Annotated in this window: 24 protein-coding genes and 1 tRNA gene; 19 read left to right on the forward strand and 6 right to left on the reverse strand. The window is 45.8% G+C overall.

The window, feature by feature from the left end; translation table 11 throughout:
* Positions 1-72 precede the first annotated feature (72 nt).
* Genes ilvA through queF form a run of 3 tightly spaced genes read left to right on the forward strand, consistent with a single transcriptional unit; the run spans position 73 to position 3358 of the window.
* Positions 73-1593 (forward strand): threonine ammonia-lyase, biosynthetic, encoded by a 1521-nt coding sequence (gene ilvA / locus ICN38_RS00305; protein WP_216253653.1) that lies wholly within the window; start codon positions 73-75, stop codon positions 1591-1593.
* Between the two features lie 15 nt (positions 1594-1608).
* Positions 1609-2520, forward strand: a complete 912-nt coding sequence (locus tag ICN38_RS00310; protein WP_216253656.1) for a 5'-nucleotidase — start codon at positions 1609-1611, stop codon at positions 2518-2520.
* Between the two features lie 10 nt (positions 2521-2530).
* Positions 2531-3358: an NADPH-dependent 7-cyano-7-deazaguanine reductase QueF gene (queF, locus tag ICN38_RS00315; protein WP_216253659.1), complete on the forward strand. Its 828-nt coding sequence runs from the start codon at positions 2531-2533 to the stop codon at positions 3356-3358.
* Positions 3359-3445: 87 nt separating this feature from the next.
* Here the strand turns inward: queF and ssb are convergent, their stop codons facing one another.
* The gene (gene ssb / locus ICN38_RS00320; RefSeq protein ID WP_216253662.1) at positions 3446-3901 is read right to left on the reverse strand and encodes a single-stranded DNA-binding protein; all 456 of its coding nucleotides are present in this window, start codon (positions 3899-3901) and stop codon (positions 3446-3448) included.
* Positions 3902-3981: 80 nt separating this feature from the next.
* A complete protein-coding gene (locus tag ICN38_RS00325; RefSeq protein ID WP_216253665.1) occupies positions 3982-5166 on the reverse strand; it encodes an MFS transporter in 1185 nt (394 codons plus the stop codon).
* Positions 5167-5203: 37 nt separating this feature from the next.
* Between ICN38_RS00325 and uvrA the strand changes: the two genes are divergently transcribed.
* On the forward strand, positions 5204-8092 hold the full coding sequence (uvrA, locus tag ICN38_RS00330) for an excinuclease ABC subunit UvrA (protein WP_216253668.1): 2889 nt from the start codon (positions 5204-5206) through the stop codon (positions 8090-8092).
* A gap of 27 nt (positions 8093-8119) precedes the next feature.
* Here the strand turns inward: uvrA and ICN38_RS00335 are convergent, their stop codons facing one another.
* Positions 8120-10102, reverse strand: coding sequence for a monovalent cation:proton antiporter family protein (locus ICN38_RS00335; protein WP_216253671.1), 1983 nt, complete (start codon positions 10100-10102; stop codon positions 8120-8122).
* Between the two features lie 11 nt (positions 10103-10113).
* Here ICN38_RS00335 and ICN38_RS00340 point away from each other — a divergent pair, with 11 nt between their 5' ends.
* From ICN38_RS00340 to rapZ, 9 genes are all read left to right on the forward strand, one after another.
* A complete protein-coding gene (locus ICN38_RS00340; RefSeq protein ID WP_216253674.1) occupies positions 10114-11106 on the forward strand; it encodes an SIS domain-containing protein in 993 nt (330 codons plus the stop codon).
* 3 nt (positions 11107-11109) lie between these two features.
* Positions 11110-11682: an HAD family hydrolase gene (locus ICN38_RS00345; RefSeq protein WP_216253677.1), complete on the forward strand. Its 573-nt coding sequence runs from the start codon at positions 11110-11112 to the stop codon at positions 11680-11682.
* Positions 11683-11685: 3 nt separating this feature from the next.
* Complete coding sequence (lptC, locus tag ICN38_RS00350) at positions 11686-12327, forward strand: LPS export ABC transporter periplasmic protein LptC (RefSeq protein WP_216253680.1); 642 nt, start codon at positions 11686-11688, stop codon at positions 12325-12327.
* A 1-nt stretch (position 12328) separates the two neighbouring features.
* Positions 12329-12898 carry an LptA/OstA family protein gene (locus ICN38_RS00355; protein ID WP_216253683.1) on the forward strand — a complete coding sequence of 190 codons (570 nt, stop codon included), beginning with the start codon at positions 12329-12331 and terminating at the stop codon, positions 12896-12898.
* Positions 12895-13662 carry an LPS export ABC transporter ATP-binding protein gene (lptB, locus tag ICN38_RS00360; RefSeq protein ID WP_216253686.1) on the forward strand — a complete coding sequence of 256 codons (768 nt, stop codon included), beginning with the start codon at positions 12895-12897 and terminating at the stop codon, positions 13660-13662. The genes ICN38_RS00355 and lptB overlap by 4 nt, the downstream gene beginning before the upstream one ends.
* 183 nt (positions 13663-13845) lie before the next feature.
* Positions 13846-14169: a ribosome hibernation-promoting factor, HPF/YfiA family gene (gene hpf / locus ICN38_RS00365; RefSeq protein ID WP_216253690.1), complete on the forward strand. Its 324-nt coding sequence runs from the start codon at positions 13846-13848 to the stop codon at positions 14167-14169.
* Between the two features lie 33 nt (positions 14170-14202).
* Complete coding sequence (locus tag ICN38_RS00370) at positions 14203-14664, forward strand: PTS sugar transporter subunit IIA (protein WP_216253693.1); 462 nt, start codon at positions 14203-14205, stop codon at positions 14662-14664.
* Positions 14661-15647, forward strand: coding sequence for an HPr(Ser) kinase/phosphatase (hprK, locus tag ICN38_RS00375; protein WP_216253695.1), 987 nt, complete (start codon positions 14661-14663; stop codon positions 15645-15647). The genes ICN38_RS00370 and hprK overlap by 4 nt, the downstream gene beginning before the upstream one ends.
* Before the next feature lie 3 nt (positions 15648-15650).
* Positions 15651-16541: an RNase adapter RapZ gene (gene rapZ / locus ICN38_RS00380; protein WP_216253698.1), complete on the forward strand. Its 891-nt coding sequence runs from the start codon at positions 15651-15653 to the stop codon at positions 16539-16541.
* On the opposite strand, the gene mutY is transcribed toward rapZ, so the two are convergent.
* Both mutY and mutM read right to left on the reverse strand, forming a co-directional pair.
* On the reverse strand, positions 16486-17628 hold the full coding sequence (mutY, locus tag ICN38_RS00385) for an A/G-specific adenine glycosylase (RefSeq protein WP_216253701.1): 1143 nt from the start codon (positions 17626-17628) through the stop codon (positions 16486-16488). The genes rapZ and mutY overlap by 56 nt on opposite strands.
* Positions 17613-18449 (reverse strand): bifunctional DNA-formamidopyrimidine glycosylase/DNA-(apurinic or apyrimidinic site) lyase, encoded by an 837-nt coding sequence (mutM, locus tag ICN38_RS00390; protein ID WP_216253704.1) that lies wholly within the window; start codon positions 18447-18449, stop codon positions 17613-17615. Before mutM ends, mutY begins: the two co-directional genes overlap by 16 nt.
* 35 nt (positions 18450-18484) lie before the next feature.
* Between mutM and ICN38_RS00395 the strand changes: the two genes are divergently transcribed.
* From ICN38_RS00395 to pth, 6 genes are all read left to right on the forward strand, one after another.
* On the forward strand, positions 18485-19966 hold the full coding sequence (locus tag ICN38_RS00395; protein WP_216253707.1) for an outer membrane lipoprotein LolB: 1482 nt from the start codon (positions 18485-18487) through the stop codon (positions 19964-19966).
* On the forward strand, positions 19959-20843 hold the full coding sequence (ispE, locus tag ICN38_RS00400; RefSeq protein ID WP_216253710.1) for a 4-(cytidine 5'-diphospho)-2-C-methyl-D-erythritol kinase: 885 nt from the start codon (positions 19959-19961) through the stop codon (positions 20841-20843). The genes ICN38_RS00395 and ispE overlap by 8 nt, the downstream gene beginning before the upstream one ends.
* Before the next feature lie 5 nt (positions 20844-20848).
* Positions 20849-20925 (forward strand) — tRNA-Gln (locus tag ICN38_RS00405).
* A gap of 65 nt (positions 20926-20990) precedes the next feature.
* Positions 20991-21947 (forward strand): ribose-phosphate pyrophosphokinase, encoded by a 957-nt coding sequence (locus ICN38_RS00410; protein WP_216253713.1) that lies wholly within the window; start codon positions 20991-20993, stop codon positions 21945-21947.
* Between the two features lie 136 nt (positions 21948-22083).
* Positions 22084-22737 carry a 50S ribosomal protein L25/general stress protein Ctc gene (locus ICN38_RS00415; protein ID WP_216253715.1) on the forward strand — a complete coding sequence of 218 codons (654 nt, stop codon included), beginning with the start codon at positions 22084-22086 and terminating at the stop codon, positions 22735-22737.
* 114 nt (positions 22738-22851) lie between these two features.
* Positions 22852-23442, forward strand: coding sequence for an aminoacyl-tRNA hydrolase (gene pth, locus ICN38_RS00420; protein WP_216253718.1), 591 nt, complete (start codon positions 22852-22854; stop codon positions 23440-23442).
* Here pth and ICN38_RS00425 read toward each other — a convergent pair.
* Complete coding sequence (locus tag ICN38_RS00425; protein ID WP_216253721.1) at positions 23439-23705, reverse strand: YfhL family 4Fe-4S dicluster ferredoxin; 267 nt, start codon at positions 23703-23705, stop codon at positions 23439-23441. The two genes, pth and ICN38_RS00425, sit on opposite strands and share 4 nt — an antisense overlap.
* Positions 23706-23707: the final 2 nt, after the last annotated feature.

Genomic DNA, 23707 nt, shown 5'->3' on the forward strand with positions numbered 1-23707 from the left:
AAAGATGTTGACAAAAGACATAAACCCTTGCAAATCTAAGGGCTTAGGAGCCATCCGTGGTACGCTCATCGGATGGCAACGAACTATTTAAAGAAAATTTTATCGGCTCGCGTCTATGACGTGGCCAGAGAAACTGAGCTCCAACTAGCCCCGGAACTCAGCAAGCGCTTAGGCAACCAGGTATTACTGAAAAGGGAGGATAACCAGCCAGTTTTCTCCTTCAAATTACGCGGCGCCTACAACAAAATGGCGCATTTAAGCCCGGAAGCCCTTAAACGAGGAGTGATATCTGCCTCAGCCGGCAATCATGCTCAAGGTGTTGCATTATCTGCCGCCAAAATGAAGTGTAAGGCTGTGATCGTGATGCCAGTCACTACTCCGAGTCTCAAGATCGATGCCGTCAAAGCTCGCGGAGGTCAATGGGTTGAGGTCATTCTGCACGGCGACTCTTATAGTGATGCCTTTAAACACTCAGAGCTTTTAGAAAAGAAAAGGGGTTTGACCTTTGTTCACCCCTTTGATGATCCGGATGTCATTGCCGGTCAAGGTACCATTGCTCAAGAAATTTTTCAGCAATACCAAGAACCCATTGATGCTGTGTTTGTGGCTATTGGTGGTGGTGGACTGATTTCTGGAATTGGCGAATACGTTAAAGCGGTCAGCCCCAAAACCAAAGTCATCGGCGTACAAGCATCTGACTCTGATGCCATGAATCGCTCACTCAAAGCCAACAAGCGTATTGAACTAAAAGATGTGGGCTTGTTCTCCGATGGCACTGCTGTGAAATTAGTTGGCAAAGAAACATTCCGGATCTGTAAAAAAGTGGTTGATGAAATCATCACTGTAGATACCGACGAGATATGTGCAGCGATTAACGATGTCTTTACAGATACCCGCAGCATACTTGAGCCTGCCGGAGCCTTAGCTATTGCAGGTGTGAAGAAGTACGTCGAAAAAAAGCGTATCAAGAAAAAGACTTTAGTAGCTATTGCATGCGGCGCTAATATGAACTTTAGTCGTCTGCGCTTTGTAGCAGAACGTGCTGATGTAGGCGAATTCCGCGAAGCAGTTTTTGCTGTAACCATTCCTGAGGAGCGCGGCTCTTTCAAACGCTTCTGTGAGTTACTTGGTAAGCGCAATGTTACTGAGTTCAACTATCGGATCGGCGATCAAAGTGAAGCGCATATCTTTGTTGGCATTAGTACTCAAAAAGCGGGCGATAGCGAGGCGATTGCAAAGCATTTCCGTAAAGCGAAGTTTGCGACGATTGATCTGACGCATGATGAATTAGCCAAGTCCCACTTACGCCATATGGTCGGTGGGCATTCAGCACTTGCTAAAGATGAATTGATCTATCGCTTTGAATTTCCTGAGCGCCCAGGTGCTTTAATGAAATTCTTATCGAGCATGGCGCCTAACTGGAATATCAGTCTCTTCCACTACCGCAACCATGGTGCAGACTACGGTCGTATTTTGATAGGTATTCAGGTACCCAAAAATGAGCAACAAAAATTTCAGAAATTCTTATCTGCTCTCGGTTATCCACACTGGAATGAAACCGATAATCCCGCCTACCGCTTATTTCTTAAATGAGATGTCATTCGTAAGATGTCGTACACACTGACCGGAAAACTTGTTGTTGCGATTTCATCGCGTGCACTCTTTGATTTTGAGGAAGAGAATCGCATCTTTGAGTCTACCGATGACAGTGCTTATATGAAGTTGCAGCTTGAGCGTCTTGGTGAAGCAGCGCAAACCGGTGTCGCCTTTCCGCTTGTCAAGAAGCTCCTCGCATTTAATGAGGAAGGTGACCAGCGTGTAGAGGTAGTCATTCTCTCGCGTAACGATCCTGTTAGTGGCTTGCGGGTATTCCGCTCCGCAGAACATCATGGTCTGCATCTTGAGCGTGGTGTCTTTACCCGTGGTCGTCCTCCTTATCACTATCTCCGCTCTTTACATGCCAACCTCTTTTTGTCGGCAAATGAAGATGATGTCAGAGCTACGATTGATGCAGGCTTTCCTGCTGCGCGCGTGTATCCGGAATCTAGCAAGACTGCTGAATCACACCCGAATGAAATCCGGATCGCCTTTGACGGAGACGCGGTATTGTTCTCTGATGAAGCCGAACAAGTGTTTCAGAAAAAAGGACTTGAGGCTTTTGTTGATCACGAAAGTAAAAAGGTTGATATTCCTTTGCCGCCAGGCCCATTTAAACCCTTACTGGAAGCGCTTCATCGCCTACAGCGCTCTACTAGCGAGAATGGTATGCGCATCCGAACAGCCTTGGTAACTGCCCGGTCTGCACCAGCACATGAACGTGCAATTCGTACCCTGATGGCTTGGGGTGTTGATGTAGATGAAGCAATGTTTTTAGGTGGATTATCGAAGAGCGAATTCCTCCGTGAATTCGAGCCTGACTTTTTCTTTGACGATCAAACCGGACACTGCCAATCTGCTGCATCAGTAGCACCTACCGGTCATGTTGTGTCAGGCGTCTCGAATCAACCCAAAACAAAATAATATTTATTCCATGGCAACACTACCGCTTGGGCAAGCTACGCAATATCCGGATCAATATGATCCTAGCTTGCTATTTCAAATACCGCGTTCTGATAACCGCTTAAAATTGAATATCAAACAAGGTCAAGCTTTACCGTTTGTTGGAATAGATATTTGGAATGCCTTTGAATTAAGTTGGCTAAACCAAAAAGGAAAGCCCCAAATTGCCTTAGCCGAGTTTCAGATTCCAGCAGACTCACCCAACATGATTGAGTCCAAATCTTTTAAGCTTTATCTCAATAGCCTCAACAATGCACGCTTTGCAGATGAACAAGAAGTACGTGACCAATTGATCAAGGATTTATCAGGGGCTGCAGGTAGCAAAATTACGGCGCGCCTTCATGCGAATGAGGCAATTGCTAAGAAGGGTATGCAAGAAATGGGTGGCGTTGTATTGGATCGCTTAGATATTGAGATAGATCCCCATATTCCAGCGGATCCTTCTTTACTTGGCATCAATGAAGACTTTGGCCCCATTGAGCAATGCCTGGTATCGCACCTACTCAAATCCAATTGCCCAGTTACGGGTCAGCCTGATTGGGCAAGTGTGCAAATTCGTTATCAGGGACGCCCTATCCTTGAAGAAGGTTTGCTCCGCTACCTGATTGGCTTTAGGCAATTAGGTGAATTTCATGAACACTGCGTCGAAACTATTTTTAGTGACATCAAACGAGAATGCAAACCCGATAAGCTATCTGTATATGCGCGTTACACCAGACGTGGCGGATTAGATATCAACCCATTTCGAACTGATCACAATGCACCCTGGCCAGAGAATACGCGCCACGCTCGTCAATAATGATTTGAGTTCTTGTATGAAGAACATAGGTAATAAAAAACCCCTTGTAGGAAATCCTAGAAGGGGTTTTTGCTATTGCAGTCTTACTTAAAACGGAATGTCGTCATCCATTGCACCGAGTGAAGCAGCGTTTGATGCTGCTGGTGCGGATTGCTCAGAAGACTTGGAACGACTATAGCTTTCGCCACCTTCAGCACCGCCGCCTACCGGCTTGCCACCAAGCATTTGCATTGTTTCTGCAACGATCTCAGTGGAATACTTTTCTTGACCACTAGCATCAGTCCATTTACGTGTACGTAAACGACCTTCAACATAAACCTGTGATCCTTTTTTGAGATACTGGCCAGCGATTTCTGCAAGCTTGCCAAAGAATGCAACACGGTGCCATTCTGTGGTTTCTTTCATTTCAGCAGTTTGCTTATCTTTGTAGCGATCTGATGTTGCTACCGAAATATTCGTAACTGCGTCGCCGCTTGGCATATAACGCGTTTCTGGATCGCGTCCTACGTTACCTACGATGATGACCTTATTTACCGAAGCCATGTTGTCTCCCGAAGAAAATTACAACTGTTATTACTGCTGAAAATAAACTGCTCTCTTTAATTAAATCAATGAAGCTAGGGCTAAGTCTTTGTGGCTAGGCCCTTTGATTCTATTGCTCTCGTTGGCGCTTCACCCATCGACCAAGCAATTATAAGCCAGCCAACTAGCATGGCCGCTCCCGTTGCAAAGACCGATAAATTACCATGGCTATCCATTAAATAGCCCCCTAACAATGCACCAGAAAAGAGGCCGATGGATTGGGTGGTGTTGTAAACCCCCAAAGCAGTTCCCTTAGATTCTTTTGCCCAGCGCGTGACTAATGATGGTTGTAAAGCCTCGAGGAGATTAAAGCCTACAAAATAAATCAGTAATGCCACCGTAATGAGGGTTACAGATGAAGCTTGAGTAAAAATGATTTCAGCAATAACCAAAAGAATGATAGCGATTAATAAGACAAGTCGTATACGTTGTTTTTTCTCGCCATAAATTAAAAGCGGAACCATAAATACAAAGGAAAGTAAAACTACTGGGAGATAAATTTGCCAGTGCGAAGACAGTGGAAATCCTGCTTGCTCTAGTAAGCGCGGAACCACTAAGAAGATAGCGACTTGGGTGGCATTTAATACAAATACTCCTATGTTTAGGCGCATGAGCTCTGGACGCAAAAATACGACTTTGAGTGAATCTTGTTGCGCTTTAACTTCAGGCTGATTGTTTGGCAATACAAAGTAGGCCACCACCATTGCTACAGCACCCAAGATTGCCAGTACCAAAAACATTCCACTTAAGCTAATCATGCGATAAAGCGGGGCAGCAACCACGAGCGAAACAGCAAACGATAGAGAAATGCTGACGCCGACTAAGGCCATTGCCTGACTGCGCACTTGCTCCCGAGTCAGATCGGCAACCCAAGCAGAAACAGCTGCAGAAATAGCGCCAGCGCCCATAACGCCTCTACCAATGGAGATCCAAAGCAAGTCATCCTTAGTGGCACAAATTAAAGCTCCCACAACAAATAAGGATAGCCCCCATAAAACGACCTTTTTACGCCCGATTTGATCGGAAAGTCTGCCTAAGGGAATATGGAAGCAAGCCTGAACAATATTGAAAATTCCCAATGCTAGGCCTATTAGAAAGGCTTGATCACCTCCAGGCAGGTCTTTGGCATGAATACTAAAGACGGGCAAAAGCAAAAAAAGGCCCAACATACGAAGGCCAAATATGCCTGCTAGGGCAAGACTCGAGCGAAGTTCAGAAGGATTCATGGGAAAGCGCTATATTAACAAGTTACGCTAAAAAATCATGAATAACGAAATTAAGATCCGCGGTGCCCGCACCCACAACCTCAAAAACATCAATCTAGACATCCCTAGGGAGAAGTTGGTCGTCCTCACTGGCTTATCAGGCTCAGGCAAAAGCTCTTTAGCTTTTGATACCTTGTATGCGGAAGGTCAACGTCGCTATGTCGAATCACTTTCTGCCTATGCTCGTCAGTTTTTACAACTGATGGAAAAGCCAGATGTCGACACCATTGAAGGTCTGTCCCCAGCGATATCAATTGAACAAAAAGCGACAAGTCACAATCCCCGCTCGACCGTTGGTACGGTTACCGAAATTCATGACTACTTGCGATTGTTATTTGCTCGCGCTGGTACCCCGCATTGCCCAGATCATGACTTAGCTCTAGAGGCACAAAGCGTTTCTCAAATGGTTGATACCGTTCTAGCGATGCCAGAAGATACCAAGCTGATGATTCTGGCTCCAGTAGTGAGCGAGCGGAAAGGTGAATTTGTAGATCTATTTCAAGACCTGCAAGCTCAAGGCTTTGTCCGCTTCAGGGTCCGCTCGGGCGGTGGCACAACCAATACCGCCAAGGCAGAAATCTTTGAAGTAGATCAATTACCGAGTCTGAAGAAAAATGACAAGCACTCGATTGAAGTCGTGGTTGACCGCATCAAAGTAAAACCTGACATTCAACAACGTCTTGCTGAATCATTTGAAACAGCCCTTCGCCTTGCTGATGGTAAAGCCATGATCGTAGATATGGATACTGGCAAAGAGATGATTTTCTCCAGCAAATTTGCCTGCCCTGTTTGCTCATATTCATTGCAAGAACTAGAACCTCGTTTATTCTCATTTAATAATCCGATGGGTGCCTGCCCTTCATGCGACGGTCTAGGACATCAATCCTTCTTTGACCCAAAGCGTATCGTGGCACACCCCGACTTATCGCTCGCATCTGGAGCTATTAAAGGTTGGGATCGCCGTAACCAGTTTTATTTCAAGCTCTTGCAAACGCTAGCGAAACACGGAGGCTTTGATGTAGAAAAGCCCTTTGAAACGCTTTCCAAGAAACAACAAGACCTGCTCTTATTGGGCTCTGGTGATGTCACTATTCCGTTTGAATACATCAATGAACGTGGTAAAAACAGCATTCGTGAGCATGCTTTCGAAGGAATTGTTGCGAACTTTGAGAGACGGTATCGCGAAACCGATTCGATGACAGTGCGTGAAGAGTTATCACGCTATCAAAATGTACAAACCTGTCCAGAATGTAATGGCAGCCGTTTACGCAAAGAAGCCCGCTTTGTCAAAGTAGGCGAAAAGAAGCAGTCACGCGCCATTTATGAAATCAGTGCACTTCCACTAAAAGAAGCAAAAGAGTATTTTGAGGCGCTTGAACTCAAAGGTGCTAAACGAGAAATAGCAGATAAGATCGTCAAAGAAATTAGTGCACGTTTGCGTTTCTTAAACGATGTTGGCTTAGATTACCTTTCCTTAGAACGCAGTGCAGACACCCTCTCTGGTGGTGAAGCGCAGCGCATTCGGCTGGCATCCCAGATAGGCTCTGGATTAACAGGCGTGATGTATGTACTTGATGAACCCTCTATTGGATTGCATCAACGTGATAACGATCGCTTGATTGGAACCCTCAAACATCTGCGCGACTTGGGTAATAGTGTTCTGGTAGTTGAGCATGATGAAGACATGATTCGCGCCTCTGACTGGGTGATCGATATTGGGCCTGGCGCAGGCGTGCATGGTGGCGCGATTGTTGCTCAAGGCACTCCCGCAGAAGTAGAGGCAAATCCAAACTCCTTAACCGGTGCTTATCTTTCAGGCCGCGAAGCGATTGCAGTGCCCGAGAAGCGAATTCCAGTAAATGATCGTTTCCTAGAAATCATTGGTGCACGCGGTAATAACTTGCAGTCCGTTCATGCCAAGATTCCAGTAGGTCTATTAACTTGCGTGACAGGTGTCTCTGGCTCTGGCAAATCCACCTTAATCAATGACACCTTGCATCATGCGGTAGCGCAACATCTCTACGGCTCCAATGCCGAACCTGCTGCCCACGATGCCATGAAGGGTCTGGAGTATTTCGATAAGGTCATTAGCGTTGACCAATCACCGATTGGCAGAACGCCTCGCTCAAACCCAGCAACCTATACCGGTCTATTCACACCAATACGAGAGCTCTTTGCAGGCGTACCCGCCTCACGTGAGCGTGGTTACGAAGCAGGCCGCTTCTCCTTTAACGTCAAAGGTGGACGCTGCGATTCTTGCGAAGGCGATGGTGTTCTGAAGGTAGAAATGCACTTTCTACCAGACGTTTATGTTCCTTGTGATGTTTGTCATGGCAAACGCTACAACCGTGAGACTTTGGATATTCGCTACAAAGGTAAAAACATTCATGAAGTGCTATCGATGACGATCGAGCAAGCACATGAGTTTTTTGAAGCGGTACCCGTTGTTAAAAGAAAGTTAAAAACCTTGCTAGATGTTGGCTTGGGTTATGTGAAGCTAGGACAAAGTGCGACTACCCTATCGGGTGGCGAAGCCCAGCGGGTCAAGCTCTCACTTGAACTTTCTAAACGCGATACCGGCAGAACTCTGTATATTCTTGATGAACCCACAACGGGTTTGCACTTTCACGACATTCAGCTACTACTGACGGTAATTCAGACCTTAAAGAAACAAGGCAATACCATCGTCATCATTGAGCATAACCTCGATGTAATTAAAACGGCTGACTGGATTATTGACCTTGGGCCCAAAGGTGGTGCTGGAGGCGGAGAGATCATCGCTACCGGTACCCCAGAGGAAGTTGCCAAAAATAAGGCTAGCTTTACTGGCCATTACTTAGCGCCACTTCTTACCCGTAAGGCTCCACCTACTAAGAAGAAAAAATAAATACAAAAATTCTTGAGTATTTCGATCTCAGATTAATTTAGCTTCAGCTAAATCGGTTGCCTCTGAATTACCTGAGATTACCAAAATGTCATTAGCCTGCAATTGCAACTCTGGTGACAAAGCTAACTTCACATAGTCAGCGTTATGGCTCTTGCGCCTGACTGCTTGAACGCTAACACCTTCATTCGCTAAATGAAGTTCGCCTAAGGTTTTGCCAACTGCCTGTGAGTTTGGTAACAAGGTGATTGAATGCAATCGCCACGATTCATTCGAACCAAAGTCATCATCTGCCGAACCGCGGAAGTAACCTCTCAATAGGCTATAACGCTCTTCTCTAGCATTGGTGATCCTTCTGACTACTTTTCGCATTGGCACACCCATGATGAGTAGTACATGGGAGGCAATCATCAAACTACCTTCAATTAACTCTGGAATCACTTCGGTAGCGCCAGCTGCTTGGAGCTTGCCAATATCTGCATCATCGCGAGTACGAACTAAGACTGTCATTCCAGGACGTAATTGTTCTACTTGCCTGAGTACACGCATACTTGCTGCAGTATCTGCGTAAGTAATCACCACTGCTTTAGCCCTATTTAACCCAGCGGCATTTAAATAATTTTCGCGACTTGCATCTCCATAGACGACATTGTCACCTGCAGCTGCAGCCTCCTTGACGCGATCTGGATCTAAGTCCAAAGCAATATAAGGAATCTTTTCTTGGTCAAGCATACGTGCAAGACTTTGGCCTGAGCGGCCAAAGCCGCAGATCACTACATGGTTTTCATTACGCACACTTTTTGCAGCGACGCGTGTTAGTGCTAGGGATTGCAATAGCCATTCGTTGCTTGAGAAACGCATCGCTATTCGATCGCTATACTCAATTAAGAATGGAGCGCAGAACATAGAGAGCAGCATCGCCGCAAGCACGGCTTGGCTAAGTATGGGATCAATTAAATCTAAGCCATCAATTTGGTTAAGTAGAACAAAACCGAATTCGCCCGCTTGAGCTAAACATAAGCCTGTGCGGATAGATACGCCAAGACTTGAACCAAAAGCGCGGGAAAGAATGGTGATTAAACCGAACTTAAAGATCAGGGGTCCAATCAGTAAAAGCAAGACTAAAACCCACTGCTCCCGAATCACATTGAAGTCAAGCAGCATCCCGATTGTGATGAAGAACAGTCCTAATAAAACATCGCGGAAGGGTTTGACTTCTTCCTCCACCTGATGGCGATATGGCGTTTCAGAAATCAACATACCCGCCAAGAAAGCACCGAGTGCTAAAGACAAACCAAAGTACTCGGTCAGACCTGCCATACCCAACACAATTAATAACAGGTTGAGCATGAATAACTCTTGAGAGCGAAGCTTAGCGACCAATCTAAACCAGTGGCTCATCAAAGATTGCCCGATGATGAAAATCAATACCAATGCAATCGCGATCTTGATGGATGCTGCAGTTAAAGCTACAAATAAGTCTGCCGAATTTTTTCCGAGTGATGGCAACAAGATCAATAAAAAGACCACAGCCAAATCTTGGAACAGCAAAATACCGACAACATTACGACCATGCTCAGCCTCTAATTCCGAACGATCAGAGATCAGCTTTGTCACAATCGCTGTCGAGGACATGGCCAAGGCGCCACCCAAAGCAATAGCCGCATGCCAAGAAATGGGATAAATCCAGTTCATCAGTAGGCTAGCCGGTACTGCCAAAAGCATGGTCAAGAGAACCTGACTACCCCCAAGACCAAATACGGTCTTCCGCATTGCCCGAAGCTTATTCAGATTAAATTCCAAGCCAATTGAGAACATCAGGAAAACCACCCCGAATTCAGCTAAATACTTGACAGTAGCGGTGTCACTCGCGAGGCCAAGGGCATGGGGGCCAATCAGGACCCCAATAGCCAAATAGCCCAAAATAGGGGGTAAGCCAAAATAGCGGAAAATAACCACTCCGGCCACACCTGAGGCCAAGAGAATGAGGGTTAACTGAAGGACTGACGGCATATACTTACTTGATGATAGCTAAGACTCGTGAACGAACCCTAAAGCTTGCGCGCGATACCCTCACTATTGAGGCTGCTGCGTTACAAACCATGCGTGATCGCCTAGAAGGCCCCAATGCTGACGCCCTTGTTCTTGCGGTAGACCTTTTGCACGGCTGTAAAGGCCGTATAGTGGTCTCTGGTATTGGCAAGTCTGGCCATATTGCCCGTAAGATTGCTGCCACTTTTGCTTCCACCGGATCTCCCGCTTTTTTTGTGCACCCCGCTGAAGCCAGTCATGGCGATTTGGGAATGGTAACTCGTGATGACGTATTTGTCGCTTTATCGAACTCCGGCGAAACAGAAGAACTACTCACCATTGTTCCTATCGTCAAAAGGACTGGCGCTAAATTAATTGCGCTCACTGGTGCCCCACAATCTTCACTTGCCAAATTAGCCGATGCTCATCTGGATACTAGCGTTGAAAAAGAGGCTTGCCCATTAAATTTGGCACCCACTACTAGCACTACTGCTTCCTTAGCCATGGGCGATGCTTTAGCAGTAGCTCTACTCGATGCAAGAGGTTTTGATGCGGAAGATTTTATTCGCTCACACCCTGGCGGTCGCTTAGGACGAAAACAATTAATGCACGTCAGCGAAGTGATGCGCACTCTGGAAGACACGCCAAAGATTTCCATCAAAGCGTCACTACAAGAAGCCTTGTTAGAAATGACTGCCAAACGCATGGGTATGGTGATTACACTAGACGACGCTAATAAAGTTACCGGCATCTTTACTGATGGTGACTTGCGTCGACTGCTAGAAAAAACCAGCAATCTCGAGGGTGTCAGTATTCAAGATGCAACGACATCTAAACCACGCACCATCCCGCCGGAATTAATTGCTGAAGAGGCAATTGAAATGATGGAGAAATATCGCATTAATCAATTGGTGGTTACTGATGCTTCCGGTACTCTTCTAGGCGCACTCAATCTCCATGATTTATTTGCAGCCAAAGTTATTTAATACATGTCCAACGCTTTTACTACTCACGTCACTAACCCTGCTACCCAGTACCCACAAGCTTGGGAGCGGGCAGGTTCAGTCAAGCTACTCGTTTTAGATGTCGACGGTGTATTGACTAGTGGCCAAGTATTTATTGGTGCTGATGGCAAAGAATCCCTTAAGGCCTTTGATATTCAGGATGGTTTAGGGATTAAATTATTAGAGCAATGCGGAATTCCAACTGCGATCATTACAGGCCGTAATTCCAAAATGGTTTTAGCGCGCTGTGAAGAGCTAGGAATTAAACACCTTCATATGGGTGTTGAAAATAAAGCGATTGCGCTCGATGAGGTCCTAAAAACACTAGGACTGAGCTCAAAAGATTGCGCTGTTATGGGTGATGATTGGCCAGACCTAGCAATGATGAAGAATGCAGGCTTGCGAGTTTGTCCTGCACAAGCCCATCAAGCCGTTAAAGAGTTTGCGCATTATGTGACCACACAAATAGGTGGAAACAGTGCAGTGCGCGAGACATGCGATCTGATTCTCAAGGCACAAAACCGCTATGAGGAACTCCTGAATAAGGCTCGTCAGTAAGTAATGGCTTTAAATTCCCAACAAATCAAAGTAGGTCTTTTACGCGCATTGCTAGGCTTAATGCCTTTGCTATTGATGGGAACATTGACGCTCATTACTTTTTATCTAGTTGAAAAAAATACGCCACAAGAAAAATCTACCCTTGAGCGTGTGCGTCTTCATGAGCCCGACTACACCATCAAACAAGGAACGCTGTCAGCCCTAAATGAGGTGGGTAATACTAAATATCGTGTGATCGGCAAAAAACTGATTCATTACGATGATGATGCTTCGATCGATATTCTCACGCCACGCATGCGTCTGTTTCAAACAGACAAAGCGCCAGTGACTGTCAAGGCAGACACAGGCCATTTAGATGGTGACCTCACCATCATGGATCTTTACGACAATGCTGAAATTTTTCGCCCTGCCCAAGCGGCAACCGAGACCCAGCCTGCAAGCCTTCGAATGCTTGCCTCTTCGAGCTATTTCAAAGTCTTTATTAACGATGACATTATTGAAACAGATAAGCCGGTGACTCTAGAGCAGGGTATGTCGATCATGAATTCTACGGCGGGCGGCACCTTCTATAACGTAGATCAAAGCATGAAGCTTTCTGGCCAAGTGAAAGGTCGTATTGAGCGTGCGCCCAAAGGAGCTCAATAAGATGAATGGCAATCAAATTCTTACGCGTTTGCTTATTGCGATCTTCTTATTACTTGGTATGCAACTGACTCAGCTAGCTTATGCCGAAAAAGCTGACCAAGATAAACCCATCATTCTTGAAGCAGAAAAAGTATCTGGCAACGACACTACGCAAGTCTATGATCTGAACGGTGATGTCTTGCTAGTCAAAGGCAGCATTATTGTGACTGGCGAAGATGGCAACATCCGCATTGACCCTGAGGGTTATGAATTCATCGATGTTAAAGGCACGCCAGAAGCGGTTGCTACTTTCAGACAACGGCGTGAAGGACTGGCTAATGAATTTATGCAGGGGCGTGGAGCCCATGCTACTTACGATGCGAAAACAGAAATACTGGTACTCACTGGTGATGCAAGCCTAAAACGTTTACTCAATATGCAAATACTGGATCAATTACATGGTTGGAAAATTGAGTACGATGATGTAAAGCAGTACTATCGAGTTATTCCTCCAGTAGATGCCAAACCGGATGACCTGCCCATGGCAAGAGCGGTTATTGCACCAAGACGGAAAGCCCAAGTAAATAAATGACAGCGGATTTAACTCAAACCAATAATCAACCTACCCTTTCTGCGCACAAGCTGCAAAAACGTTATGGTTCAAGAACTGTGGTTCGCGATGTATCTGTACAAGTTCGATGCGGTGAAGTGGTGGGCTTGCTCGGCCCGAACGGTGCTGGTAAAACCACATCGTTTTACATGATTGTCGGCTTGGTGCCTTTGGATGGCGGCAATATTGTTTTAGATGGCGCTGATATCACTCACCTCCCAATCCATGAGCGTGCGCGGATGGGCCTCTCCTATCTACCTCAGGAAGCCTCTGTGTTTCGCAAGCTCAATGTTGCAGAAAATATTCAGGCCGTACTCGAACTTCAAGTGCAAGGGGGGAGGCCCTTAAGTAAGGCAGACATTGCTAAGCGTCTTGATGAGCTCTTGGGTGAACTCCAAATCAGCCACCTACGCGACAACCCTGCCCTATCCCTTTCTGGTGGCGAGCGCCGCCGCGTAGAGATTGCCAGAGCCCTGGCATCTTCACCTAAATTTATTTTGCTAGATGAACCATTCGCCGGTGTTGACCCTATTGCGGTTGGGGAAATTCAGCGGATTGTGCGCTTCCTCAGGGATCGTCAAATTGGAGTCCTCATTACAGACCATAACGTACGTGAAACCCTAGGCATCTGTGACCATGCCTACATCATCAGCGAAGGTAGCGTGCTGGCTGAAGGAAAGCCTGACGAAATTATTAAAAATGACGCGGTACGTCGAGTTTACCTAGGCGAAAACTTCCGAATGTAAGCTGGGCAAGCGTCCCAGCCCTATATGTAATAAAAATTGCTTTCCCCTCTTGGTTTTCAGCAAATTCGCTGATACGCTGGAGGTTCATGAATTTCCTTTCCAAAGATACAACCTGCAGATTTCAGGGGCTTGCTGCGCACCCCAGGCATGAGCATGCGCAAGCTTATACAAAAGGAGTTGCTGATGAATTTGAAAATTAATAGTCGTCATGTAGAAGTTACGCCAGCCATGCGCACCCACCTTGAGGCGGGCTTAGCCAAAATTCGTAAGCACTTTGACCATGTGATTGATGCTTCAGCCTTTCTTGTTGTAGATAACGCTAAGGAAAAGGACTTACGTCAAAGCGCTGAGATCACGCTTCACCTAAAAGGTAAGGAACTTTTTGCTGAGGCACATCACGCTGATCTGTACCATGCGATGGACTCAGTGGTCGACAAACTCGAGCGTCAAGTGGTAAAGCACAAAGAAAAGATCCAAGATCACCATCACGAAAAGCATTTTGAGTAAGGTCTTACGTCAGGACACCTATAATCATTTGATATGAATGCCCTGATGAATCTTTTTACCCCCGACTGCATTGCATTAAATAGCCCCGCCAATAACCGGGCTGATGCATTTGCAGCCGCTGGGGAATTGTTTTCCAAACAAATTGGAATCGACTCAAATGCGGTTGTGCAATTTCTCAATGCACGTGAAGATTTAGGATCAACAGCCCTTGGGGCTGGCGTTGCTATTCCTCATGGACGCGTAAAAGGCCTTAAGCAGCCCACTGCAGCTTTCATGCGATTACAGAACTCAATTGAATTTGCGGCGCCCGATGGTGAACCTGTTTCTATTCTGATTTTTTTATTGGTCCCCGAAAAGGCAACTCAACAACATCTTGAAATTCTCTCCTCAATAGCGCAACTACTATCTGATGCAGATACTCGCAAACTACTTTCCTCCGCTAGTGACCCGAATACAGTTTGTGAATTACTCCAAAAATGGGGCTTACCAAAATGACACAGCCTTTACTCTTAAATGGAGTAACTGCCCAGCAGATTTTTGATGATAATGTTTCCGATCTCAAACTTTCTTGGATTGGTGGTCTGGAAGGCGCTGAGCGTACCTTTCCGCCAGAAGCTGTTAAGGCGGCGGCGGCTAGCTCGGACCTAGTTGGGCACTTAAACCTAATTCATCCAAGCCGTATACAAATTTTTGGTGAGCAAGAGGTTGACTACCATGCAGCACTTGAACCAGAACAAAAACAAGCGCAAATCTCAAGTCTCATTTCAAAGACGCCACCATGCGTCATCGTGGCCGATGGAAAATCGGCTGATCCTGATTTACAACTTTTTTGCCAACGATCCTCTACTGCCTTATTCACTACCAATATTTCTGCGGCAGAAGTCATTGATCATCTGCGCATCTACTTAACCAAAATTGGTGCACCCCAAATTACGATGCATGGGGTCTTCATGGATATTTTAGGATTGGGCGTCTTGCTCACTGGTGAATCTGGCTTAGGTAAAAGCGAATTAGGTTTGGAATTAATTTCCCGAGGCCATGGGTTAGTGGCTGATGATGCGGTTGACTTTGCCCGCTTAGGTTCAGACTATATTGAAGGACGTTGCCCTGTAATCTTGCGTAATCTTCTGGAGGTGCGCGGTCTTGGTCTACTAGATATTCGCACCATCTTCGGTGAAACCGCTGTCCGTCGGAAACTCAAATTACGCCTCATCGTGCAACTAGTCCGTAGAACGGATGGTGAGTTTGAGAGATTGCCGCTGGAAGCCCAACACATTGATGTATTAGGTGTAGCTATTCGCACTGTTAAAATTCAAGTGGCTGCTGGTCGTAACTTAGCCGTACTGGTTGAGGCAGCAGTACGCAATACGATTTTGCAATTGCGCGGTATTGATACCTTAAAAGAATTCATGGAGCGTCAGCGTGTCCAAATGAATATAGAAGCTGACTCAGCCAAAGCCCAAGGGCGTCTGCTCTAAATCATGCAAATTAATCTGATTACCGGAATCTCAGGCTCAGGTAAATCAGTGGCCTTGAGGGCTTTCGAGGATGCTGGCTACGATTGCGTAGATAACCTGCCGGTTTCTTTACTAGAAAGCCTTATCACTACTCTCGAGAGTGAAAAATGTGAACGGGTCGCCGTCGCTATTGATGCGCGCCGTGGTCAGTCGATTGAGAATCTGCCTTTGATTCTAGAAAACCTGCGGCGCAATCATCAAGTCCGCATCGTTTTTTTAAATGCTGATACCAACACCTTAGTACAACGCTTCTCTGAGACGAGGCGTCGTCATCCCTTATCAAGCAATGCCAAGCAATCCCAGTCGGCCACCTTAATTGAGGCAATTGAGAAAGAACGCCAGTTACTTGAGACACTGCGTGCACAGGCCCATAGTATTGATACCAGCAATCTTCCAGCCCACGCATTACGCTCATGGATTCAAGACTTGCTAAAGGATAAGCCCGTTGGACTGACGGTCATTTTCGAATCTTTTGGCTTCAAAAAAGGGGTTCCGAGTGAAGCCGATTTAGTATTTGATGTACGGTGTTTACCCAACCCACACTATGACAAAGTGTTGCGTCCCCAAACCGGCAATGACAAACCTGTAAAAGAATTTCTAGAAAAAATTCCTGAAGTTGTCAGCATGGAAAGTGATATTACCCAATTTGTTGAAAAATGGCTGCCACACTATATCGCCGATGGTCGTAGCTACTTAACTGTTGCTATTGGTTGTACTGGTGGGCAGCATCGCTCGGTGTATTTGGTTAATCGTATTAGTGAGCATTTTCGGGCCCAAAAAGATCTTGCAAAACTCCAGCTCAATTTTTTGGATCGCCACCGCGAGCTAGACTCAATTTCTGCAACAAGACTCTGATCGGCTGCGGTAGACCATATTTACCCAATTGACGAAGTGGAACCCACTTTAGGTCTGTACTTGAAAATTCATTTGGTTTAGATAGATTCAATTCCCAAATTTGCATCCATAGCCGACGATGCGTAAATACATGTTTAATTTGCTCGCCCCGAATCATTTTTTGGGATGCCTTAGATAAGGCGGCACTCTTTTCGTTGGGCAATGCCAAAGCCAGCAAGTCTTTTACAGTGACATCAGCCTGCTTGGCCGATAGCCTTGGCTCCCAAGGCGCTTCTGGTAGTGACCAAAGTCCACCCCAAATAGCTTTGCTCGGACGCTTTTGCAAAAGAATGGAATTTCCACTTCTTATTAAGATCATGTCGCAATTGAACTCAGGGGATTTGGCTTTCACTACTTTTTGTGGAAAGGAGAGTACTAGATCGCTTAAGTTGGCTTGGCAATCTTTCAGATAAGGGCATTTCTTTTCCCCCGTCAGGCAAACAGGCTTGCGGGAAGCGCACCAGGTTGCACCAAAGTCCATCAAGGCCTGAGTGTATACCGGCATATGCTTTGGCTCGGTTGGTAGCAAATCCTTGGCCAATTGCCAAAGACGATCATTTACTGCTTTGTCTTGTAAGGCTCCCTCTACTGCAAAAATGCGTGCAAAAATGCGTTTCACGTTGGCATCGAGTATGGGCGCCCGCCCATGAAAAGCAAATGCGGCAATTGCACCTGCTGTTGAGCGTCCTATTCCTTTAAGCTGCTCGAGCAACAGAGGATCGCTCGGAAATTTTCCAGAAAATTCATTCACTACTTGCTGTGCACACGCATGTAAATTTCTGGCACGGGAGTAATAACCTAAGCCAGCCCATTCAGCTAATACTTCATCAATATCTGCAGCTGCTAATTTTTTAACTGTCGGAAATCGTTTCATGAACCGGGGGTAACGCTCCAGGACGGTGGCTACCTGAGTTTGCTGCAACATAATTTCTGAAACCCATACAGCATAAGGATCCCGGTTATCTTGCCATGGCAATCCTGAGCGTCCGCTTTGCTGATGCCAAGTAATTAAGGTCTTAGAAAAGTGTTTGATTAACGTTTTTGACATTGCGGGCAGAAATAAGTGGAACGCTGACCCTGCACAATTTGCTTAATAGGTGTTTTACAAACCTTGCAAGGCTGGCCCTTACGATCATAGACTTTAGTTTGCACCATGAAGTAGCCTGGATCCCCATCGCTATTGACAAAATCTTTCAAACTACTGCCGCCAGCTTCAATCGCTTTTTTCAGAATCAAGCGCACTGCATTTGCTAAGCGAGAGCACTGAGGACGAGTCAACTTACCAGCTGCCTTAACGGGATGAATACCAGCCTCAAACAAACTTTCAGAGCAATAAATATTTCCTACGCCCACTACAGCTTGACCAGCAAGTAAAAATTGTTTGACTGCAATACTTCTACCGCGCGAACATTGATACAAAATATTAGCGCCGAGCTCTCCAACAAACTCAGGGGAAAATGGTTCAGTACCGAGTTTCTGTAAAAGTGCATTGTTCTCAATGGGGCCTTTTGTTTTGGGATGCCACAAAACAGCGCCAAATTTTCGAGGATCATGTAAGCGTAGGCTCACCTTGCCAAACTCGAATGTGACCCTATCATGCAGCTTGAGCGGCTCCGAGCTAGACAGCACTCGAAGGGTTCCTGTCATCCCCAAATGTAAGAGTAGATGCCCTAAGTCCAGCTCCACTAAAAGATATTTACCCCGGCGCTCAATCGAGTGCACTTTTTGATCTTGCAAGATCTTGGGCAAATTGCGTGGTACAGGCCAGCGTAAGCGCCCATCTATGACTTTGACAGCCGTAATCTTGCATCCTAGCAAGTGGGGCGCAATTCCTAATCTGGTAACTTCTACTTCTGGGAGTTCTGGCATAGATGGATTGTAGATTCGCAGATTAGAATGTGCTTATGAGTAAATTAAGATTTAAAGCACTTTTCCGAGCATTAGCACTTGCCGCACTGGCTGGTGGAGTAGGTCTTCCTGCAAATGCCCAGCCAGACGGAATGCAATCTGGACAAGCTATTTTTGAGGTTCTTGCCTCAGAAATTGCCCTGCAAAGGGGTGAAGCCGGTTTAGCCTTCAATACCTATCTAGAAATGGCTCGCCAGTATCAAGATCCTCGTCTTGCCCAAAGAGCAATGGAAATCGCCATTGCCGCTGGCTCACCCAATTTGGCCCTTCAAGCAGCCCAAACCTGGGATAGCTTGGTGCCTGCTGCAGATACAAAACCTAAAGAAGTACTGGTCACCTTGTTGATCTTGAGCGACCGTTGGTCTGAAGCGATCAAACCAGCAATTAACTTATTAAAAGTGCAAACGCCTGCTCAACAAGAGAATACGCTCATGCAATTGCAGGCCTTACTTGCTAAATCAAAAGATGAAATAAGTGCACTAACTGCTTTTTATGAAATTGCCTCTACGGTAAAAATTCCAGCAAAAGATAATAATCTGCTGTACACCTATGCGCTGTCTGCTGAAAAGGTCGGTCGCTTAGATGTCATGGAAAAAACTTTGCGCGAAGCTTTGCGTAAAAATCCAAATGATGTCAATGCACTCAATGCCTTGGGATATTCCCTAGCAGATCGCAATCTCAAATTGCCCGAAGCTTTCGCCTTGATTAGCAAAGCCCATCAACTTTCCCCTAAAGATAGTTTCATCTTAGATAGCTTAGCTTGGGTAAACTTTCGCCAGGGGAAAAATGCGCTTGCCTTAGAACAACTTCAGCAAGCCTTCAATACAAAACCCGAGGCAGATATTGCAGCACACCTAGGTGAAGTATTGTGGGTCATGAATAGCCAAAATCAAGCTGAAGAAATATGGCGTCAAGGTCAAAAATTAGATGCCAATAATCCTACCCTCAAAGAAACCTTAAAACGCTTAAAGCCGAATTGGTCGGTAGCAGAGCAAGTGTCAAAAGGCTCATGGGATGGTCGCTTTGCAGTAAAAGTTACCGGTCTCACAAACACTCAGAATCAGGGTGGCTCAGGTGGATTTACATTGACGCAAGATGAGCTCAAAGATATCTTAGAGATCCGCAATCCAGTTGGAGGCTCGATTGCCAAAATTACGATCACTCCAGGAGAGGCTAGTCTTGAGCGTGATGGTCAAATCGTGACTGCATTCGATGCTGACTCTCTAGTTGAAAACACTTTAGGATTACCGCTACCTGCACGAGGTTTATCCGATTGGTTGCGTGGCAAAATTAGACCAGGCAGTAACGCAAGCGTTGAAAGAAATGCTAAAGGTCAGGTCAGTAAAATTGATCAAGATGGTTGGAATTTAGTGTATGGCTGGGATGATGCTAATCGTCTCGAAAAGTTAACCATGACTCGTAGTTCTAATGTGGGTTCGATCGATATTCGCTTGGTATTTGATCGTCCAAATGAGTAAGCTACTGGAAACAAATTTAGAGCTGCGTTCACCTGCAAAACTCAATCTTTTTCTGCACATCGTGGGACGCAGAACAGATGGCTATCATTTATTGCAATCGGTTTTTCAGATGATCGATTGGTGTGACACTGTTAGCTTGAAATTAATCCCAGAAGATGAAGTGCGTCGTATCAATCCAATTCCCGGGATTCTGCCCGAACAAGATTTAGTAGTCCGGGCAGCAAAGCTACTCAAAGAATTTTCCAAGATTCAAACTGGGGTCGAAATTGGCCTCAAAAAAGAAATTCCTATGGGCGCTGGTTTGGGCGGAGGCTCATCTGATGCGGCCACTACTCTGATTGGCCTGAATGCATTATGGGACCTCAAATTAGATACACAGACCTTAAGCATGCTGGGATTAAAGCTCGGGGCTGATGTGCCCTTCTTTATTTTTGGAAAAAATGCCTTCGTTGAGGGCATCGGCGAACAAATTCAAGAAATCCCACTAGAAACCCAAGAATTTTTGGTAATTTTTCCCAATCAAGGCATCCCTACCATCAGCATTTTTCAAGACCCTGAATTGACCCGAGATCATGCTCCGATTACAATAGATGGCTTTCTTGCATCACCACAGTTAAATCAATCAAACGATTGTCAGGCGGTTGCGGTGCGGATATGCCCTGAAGTGAAGCAAGCTTTGGATTGGATTAGCCTGGCAGCACCTGGCTCAGCGCCTAGGATGTCTGGCTCTGGAAGTAGCGTTTTTACTGTCTTGGATCCTAAGACCGATCGCGCAAAACTTCAAAATCTTTTGCAAAATCTTCCCAAAGGGTGGGTGGGTAGGATTGTTGGGGGCTTAAATAAAAATCCCGCTTACAATTTGATTTCTTCAGAATAACCTGTAGGGGAATCGCCAAGCTGGTTAAGGCACTGGATTTTGATTCCAGCATGCGAAGGTTCGAATCCTTCTTCCCCTGCCAAATACTGTAGAAACGTTTAAGAAACCACACGACCCCAACCTTCACCCAAAACCATACCCGCCCCCATGAACGCTGATTTATTGACTCTATTTACAGGCAACGCAAATCCGGTTTTGGCACACGCTGTTGCCAAAGAGCTCAATCTCCCGATGGGAAAAGCGTTTGTGGGTCGATTCTCAGATGGTGAGATTCAGGTAGAAATTCAAGAAAATGTCCGTGGTAAAAATGTCGTTGTGATCCAATCAACCTGTGCCCCTACAAACGATAGTTTGATGGAGCTCATGATCATGATTGATGCTCTTAAACGAGCATCAGCAAGCCGTATAACCGCAGTGATCCCTTACTTTGGTTACGCTCGCCAAGATCGCCGCCCCCGTTCTGCACGGGTTGCCATCTCTGCTCGTATCGTGGCAAACATGCTCCAGTCAGTAGCTGGTATTGAACGCGTACTGACAATGGATTTGCACGCTGACCAAATTCAAGGCTTCTTTGATATCCCCGTAGATAACATCTATGCGTCGCCTGTTTTGCTGGCTGACCTTGAGGCACAGAAGACTAAGAAAGATTTAATTATTGTTTCTCCAGATATTGGAGGTGTTGTTCGCGCTCGAGCCATGGCCAAGCAATTGGGTACTGATTTAGCCATTATTGATAAACGTCGTCCTAAAGCCAATGTATCGGAAGTAATGCACCTCATTGGAGAGGTGGAAGGCCGTCATTGCGTCATCATGGATGACATCATTGATACCGGCGGAACCCTCTGTAAGGCCGCTGAAGCCCTTAAAGAGCGTGGCGCTAAGGGCGTTACTGCCTACTGTACGCATGCCGTCCTATCAGGCGGCGCTGTAGCCCGTATTTCAGCCTCTGAGTTGGATGAACTGGTTGTTACCGACACCATTCCTTTGACGCCAGAAGCGCTAAAAGTGAGCAAAATCCGCCAATTAAGCGTAGCCCCCATCTTGGCTGAAACCCTTTCCCGCATTAGCAAGGGCGATTCAGTCATGTCCATGTTTGCTGAATAAGTCAAAAAACGCTGTTTTACCCTGTTTTTGACTTGTTTTGAGGCTTTTGTAGGCAAAAATTTCCATTCCCACGATATAATCGAAGGCTTTTCTGTTTGGTCGCGAACGGAAATTAACCTTAACTAGGGAATTTAATATGAAAGTTGTAGCCTTTGAAAGAAGCGTACAGGGAACGGGTGCGAGCCGCCGTCTGCGCAATTCCGGTAAGACTCCGGGAATCGTTTACGGTAGTAAAGAACAAGCAGCTGTTATTGAGTTGGATCACAATGCGCTGTTTCATGCTCTCCGCAAGGAAGCATTTCACTCCTCCATTCTAGATTTGGAAATCGGCGGCAAAACACAACAAGTGTTGTTGCGTGATTACCAGATGCATCCATTTAAGCCATTGGTTTTGCACATTGACTTCCAGCGCGTATCTGCGACTGAGAAAGTTCATATGCGCGTTCCACTGCACTTCACTAACGCTGAAATTTCATCAGCTGTGAAATTGCAAGGTGCTGCTATTAGCCACATCATTACTGAACTCGAAATTTCTTGCTTACCAGCAGACTTACCAGAGTTCATCGAAGTCGACTTGAGCAAAATTGAAGTCGGTCACTCTATTCATGCTAAAGACATTACATTGCCAAAAGGTGTTGCCTTGGTATTGCATCTTGAGCAAGAAAATCCAGTGCTTGCAAACGCACGTATTCCGAGCGTTAAAGCTGCTGAAGTGGAAGATGCTGCTCCAGCTGCTGCAGCCCCAGCCGCTGATGCTACTCCCGTTGCTAAAGACAAAGATAAGGCTTAATTTAGTTAAGCTGCACTTTTTGCAAAAGAAGGCCCGCGTAAGCGGGCTTTCTTTTTTCTACTCTTTTTTCTTTTTCTTTTTGTAGAAATAGGTTTATATCTTTAAACTCCCATCATGACTAAATTAATTGTTGGCCTTGGCAATCCAGGCGATGAACACGCAGAAGATCGGCACAATACTGGTTTCTGGTTTGTTGATGCCTTGGCAAAACAATTGGGCGTTCGCTTTGAAGCAGAAAAACGCTTTCATGGAAAAGTAGCGAAAGCCAAATGGGAAGATGAGGACCTCTTTCTTTTAAAGCCAAATACCTATATGAATTTGAGTGGACAAGCAGTGGGAGCACTCTGCCGCTTTCATAAAATTTTGCCTGCAGACCTGTTAGTAGTTCAAGATGAATTAGATCTAAAGCCGGGTACTGCTCGTATTAAATTAGGGGGTGGCACGGGTGGTCACAATGGCCTTAAAGACATCCATGCCCATCTAGGAACCCCAGAATACTGGCGCTTACGCCTAGGCATCGGTCACCCAAGAGACTTGGCTGGTGATGGGCGCCCTATGGATGTGGCAGATTATGTTTTACGCAGACCTCAATTGGCTGAACAACAACAGATTGATGCCAGCATTAAAAATGGTTTGCTGATTGTGCCGCTCTTTTTAAAGGGAGACACAGCAGGCGCTATGCTAGAGCTGCACTCTAAGACTTAAGCAGCTGCTGCTTTTTTCTTGGCCATCAATAAATTGTATTTGGCCATTAGTTGATCTGGCGTTTCAGTATGGGCTGGATCAAAAGGAATGCAATCTACTGGGCAAACCTGACGGCATTGCGGCACATCATAATGTCCGACGCACTCAGTGCACTTGTCTGAATGAATCTCATAAATCTCGAGGCCCATGTAAATGGCATCATTAGGACACTCGGGTTCACACACATCGCAGTTAATACATTCGTCCGTGATCAGTAAAGCCATGA

Origin of the sequence: Polynucleobacter sp. AP-Melu-500A-A1 (genome assembly GCF_018882125.1) — a bacterium.
In the GTDB taxonomy this organism is placed as follows: Bacteria; Pseudomonadota; Gammaproteobacteria; order Burkholderiales; family Burkholderiaceae; genus Polynucleobacter.